The organism is Paenibacillus sp. J5C2022, assembly GCF_025567625.1.
Taxonomy (GTDB): domain Bacteria; phylum Bacillota; class Bacilli; order Paenibacillales; family Paenibacillaceae; genus Pristimantibacillus.
Window position 1 is genome coordinate 1 of sequence record NZ_JAOQJC010000115.1, and the last position, 1062, is coordinate 1062.

Sequence of the window (1062 nt, forward strand, 5' to 3'; positions counted from 1 at the left end):
CACGTCGACATGCAGGAATTCATCATACAGCGCCTTGCTTAGGATATTCCTCGCGCCATGAATATCCCGATGCTCGGCATACCCGCATGCACAACGATAATTTCTGTAAGAGGTTTGGTTCCTCTTCCGACAGACAGGACATGTCTGACTCGTATACGATTCGTCCACAGCATGTAGCTTTATGCCTTGCCGTTCCAGCTTGTACTTCACATATTGCCTCACTTTGCCCATAGACCAATTCGATAACTTTTGCGCTTGTTTGCGGCCCACTGACTTCTTCTTCCGCGTATGGCGCTGTACCCCCTCGACATCGCCAAGATAGACATCCGATACGGACTGCCGCATGCACCAATCCACAAACTGTTTCGTCGTCTTATGCAACGCATCTCGCAACTGCCGCTCCGACTTGGAGAGGATGAACCTTTTGGCTTTCCCGTATTTCTTCCACTGCCTGGAGCCCTTTTTGCATCTCGACTGCAAGCGCTGAATTTCAGCCAGTTTCTTATGGCGCAATCGATGAATCGCCCGCACTTTCCTGCCTGTGATGATGAGACTCTCCCCATCTTCACGGAAAGCGGCGAGACTATGGATTTCACCGGGGTCTACGCCTGCCGATTGCTGCTTATAATAGGGCTTATTAGCCATACCGTCCTCATAAGATATGGCGAGATACAAGCCGTGATCATAGCCAAGTTCGATTTCCTTGATTTGTCCCTCGGGCAAATGAGTGGCATACACTATAATAGGCTTCTCCCTCTTCCCGCCATGAATGCCCATCGACAGCTCCATTTTGCCGTTGCTCGATATCTTGAAGCCGTCTTTGGCCCATTTCGTATTGTAGTGGTTTTTGGTCTTGTAAGGATACCTGACCGTTCTGATTCCCTTTCGAACCGATTGATGGGCGGAATCCCGAGCAAATAGATATTTATGGAAGACCGCTTGAATGGATTGGCTGTGCAGATGAAATCGGCCTTTCGTTAGCTTCTGAAGCCCGGATTTCGAAATCCATTTCTGATGTTTCGCATGAAAGTCTTTAGCTAACTGGAGACACGTATTCCAAAC

General features: G+C 48.9%; 1 protein-coding gene. It reads right to left on the bottom strand.

Annotated features, from left to right (window positions below; translation table 11 throughout):
• A partial coding sequence (locus tag M6D81_RS31520; protein ID WP_262681627.1) for an RNA-guided endonuclease InsQ/TnpB family protein occupies window positions 1-1062 on the bottom strand: 1062 nt, incomplete at both ends.